This is a genomic window from Komagataeibacter kakiaceti JCM 25156 (assembly GCF_000613305.1).
On the sequence record NZ_BAIO01000314.1, the window covers coordinates 1 to 2,777 of the forward strand.

Here is a 2,777-nt window from a genome sequence, read left to right on the forward strand (position 1 = left end):
CGGGCCGGGCGGTTGGGGGCCGTGCAGGTCAGGTAGGACGCGGGCTGGAGAATATCCTTCGCCTGCGCGTAGCTGGACAGGTCGGATGCGCTGTCAAGCACCAGCACCTCGTCAAACATGGAAATGCGCTGCTGGCAGAACGCCGTGCCCGAGTGCAGGCCGCGCTCGGACTGCACGTTGGCAAGCTGCGTGATGTAGTCATCATGCTGGCGCTGGGCGTTGCGGCCATAGGTGGTGCGGAAGTAGGTGTTGAGGACGTGTTCCTCATTGGTCAGCTTGTTGCGGAACTTGATGACGAAACTGTTATATTTTTCCTGCGCGTTGCAGGACAGGGCCGTGACCATAAGCTCGCTTTTCAGGCCCTGCACATCGAAGGCCTCATGCGCGGGGGAAGGGGAGCAGGGGCCGGCTGCCAGTGCCTGCCCGCCATTAACCAGCCCGGTCAGGGCAAGTGCGGCGGCGCCAGCGCGCCAGATCGACATGGACATCAGGAAGGTTCTCCAGATATTGGGGCTGTTGCCAACGGGGATGCACGCGGCCCCGCATGGTCCGGCGGAATGAATTCCGGATCAGGTCTATAGCGCAAACTTGCTGTTGCCAAAAGGGAGAGTGACGGTATCCCCCTTAAATAAGGGGAGCCATGAACGTTCGATGGGATGACAGCGGCCACCGGTCCGGCTATGCCACATGGGCAGGGCCTGTCCGCTTGCGCAAAAGGACCAACGGGTCTTTCCCGCCTGGGTGCGTTGCTCTACAGCAGACGCCAAAGCGGTTTGCCGTTGTGCCGATCCAGACCGTATGGGACGGCGCGGGCGAAACTGTCCTCATAACAGGTGATGTATCAAATACAGCGGAGCTGACGAGTGCGACTGCGACTGTCTGCAATCATGATGACGACGGGCATTCTGCTCGCCGGATGTGACAACAAACCGGCCGTGAACCTTGGTGGAATCGGCGCGCCCCCAACCCGTACAATTATATGAAGCTGTCCGGCCAGTGCCAGGTGGGTGACCTGACGGCCGCGGGACAGAACACCAAAAGCGCCACCATGCAGGTGCGCAGCGATGACGGCTACTGCGCGATCGAAACGCGCATGTCCGGCGGGCATCCCTATCCTTCGTTCGGGGTGTCGCCCGCGCCGGAACACGGCAAGGCCTTCATCTATAACTACAACGATCACACTTATGTGACCTATACGCCCAATACATCCTATTCCGGTCAGGACAAATTCCGTGTCGTCCTGATCCGTGGCGGCAGCGAGCCGCGTGAATATATCGACGTGACGGCCACGGTCACGGCTCCCGCCGTACCCGGCGCGAAATGATGCCGCCCCGGCCCTGATGGGCCGGGGTCCGCCCCCCGTTGGGGCCGGCGCGGTCAGATCGAGAAGGTGATGGGTTCGGGCTGGGGACGGCGCATGCCCGCGTGTTCCGCCTTGCGCACCAGGTCGTCAAGGCTGATTTCGCGACACTTCTCGTCAATCATGCTGTCGAATTCCTGCCAGCAGGGTTCGACAACTTTCTGGAACAGGCCGCCAATCGGGCCATCATCCGTATTGTCTTCCGCCGTGATGACCGACAGGATATCCGCCAGCAGGATGTCGCGCCGGGGGCGGCCCAGACGGTAGCCGCCACGCGGGCCACGCACGCTTTCCAGCAGCCCGGAGCGCGACAGGGACTGGAGCAGCGGCTCGATGCCCCGGCGGGCCAGACCGGCGCGCTCGGCAATGTCGGCAGCGCTTATGGTGCCGTTCCGTCCAGCATGAAAAGCAACATCAAGCATGATCAGTATGGCGATCATGGTCCTGTCACGCCGGAGGAGCATATCATTCAGCCTTGCTTTGGGTGGAGCGGAAAAGTGCCTTGCACCGTTTATCAGCAATTGCCGGATTGATCCACGCTTCTGTTCAGGAGGATGGTGGATTATGTCAGACTGTACGCGTGAATAGGCCATTTCCGTAACAAGGAGTGATAACGGATGAAAAATACCACCCCGGCAGGGTCCACCTACGGTTTTGCCGCGCCGCGCGGCAAGGTGTACGACTCCATTGTGGACACTGTGGGGGGCACACCACTGGTGGCGTTGCCGCATCTGACGCGTGAGGACGGATTGCAGGCCCGCGTGTTGATGAAACTGGAATTCTTCAATCCGCTTGGCTCCGTCAAGGACCGCATCGGCGCGGCCATGATCGAGGATGCGGAAAGCCGGGGTGAAATCCAGCCGGGCAAGACCACGCTGGTGGAACCGACTTCAGGCAATACCGGCATTTCGCTGGCTTTCGTGGCGGCGGCGCGTGGCTACCGGCTGATCGTGACCATGCCGGAAGGCGCGTCGATCGAGCGGCGCAAGATGCTGCGCCTGCTCGATGCCCGGCTGGAACTTACGCCCATGCGGCTGGGCATGGCTGGCGCGATCGCCCGTGCCGAGGAAATCCTTAAAAAGACACCCAATTCATGGATGCCGCGCCAGTTCGACAATCCGGCCAACCCCGATGTGCACGCCGCCACCACGGCGGAGGAAATCTGGGCCGATACGGCGGGGAAGGTCGATATCATTGTGGCGGGTCTGGGCACCGGCGGGACTGCCAGCGGCATCGCCCACCGCCTGAAGGAATACAGGAAGGACATCGAGGTTTACGGCGTGGAGCCGATGGAAAGCGCCATTCTGAACGGTGATGAGCCGGGACCGCACGGTATTCAGGGAATCGGGCCGGGATTCTGCCCCCGCACGCTGGATCTCGCGGCACTGGCGGGGGTGCTGCCGGTCTCCGAACGCGA

Annotated in this window: 4 protein-coding genes; 2 read left to right on the plus strand and 2 right to left on the minus strand. The window is 61.9% G+C overall.

Going from position 1 to position 2,777, the window contains the following annotated elements:
• Window positions 1–488, minus strand: a 488-nt coding sequence (locus JCM25156_RS12925) for a hypothetical protein (RefSeq protein WP_199898862.1), incomplete at its 3' end; no start/stop codon positions are given.
• Window positions 489–1,003: 515 nt separating this feature from the next.
• Between JCM25156_RS12925 and JCM25156_RS24265 the strand changes: the two genes are divergently transcribed.
• Window positions 1,004–1,324, plus strand: a complete 321-nt coding sequence (locus tag JCM25156_RS24265) for a hypothetical protein (protein ID WP_242402651.1) — start codon at window positions 1,004–1,006, stop codon at window positions 1,322–1,324.
• 53 nt (window positions 1,325–1,377) lie between these two features.
• Here JCM25156_RS24265 and JCM25156_RS12935 read toward each other — a convergent pair whose 3' ends face one another.
• Window positions 1,378–1,824 carry an RrF2 family transcriptional regulator gene (locus JCM25156_RS12935; RefSeq protein WP_025813399.1) on the minus strand — a complete coding sequence of 149 codons (447 nt, stop codon included), beginning with the start codon at window positions 1,822–1,824 and terminating at the stop codon, window positions 1,378–1,380.
• A gap of 153 nt (window positions 1,825–1,977) precedes the next feature.
• Between JCM25156_RS12935 and JCM25156_RS12940 the strand changes: the two genes are divergently transcribed.
• A partial coding sequence (locus JCM25156_RS12940; RefSeq protein ID WP_025813401.1) for a PLP-dependent cysteine synthase family protein occupies window positions 1,978–2,777 on the plus strand: 800 nt, incomplete at its 3' end.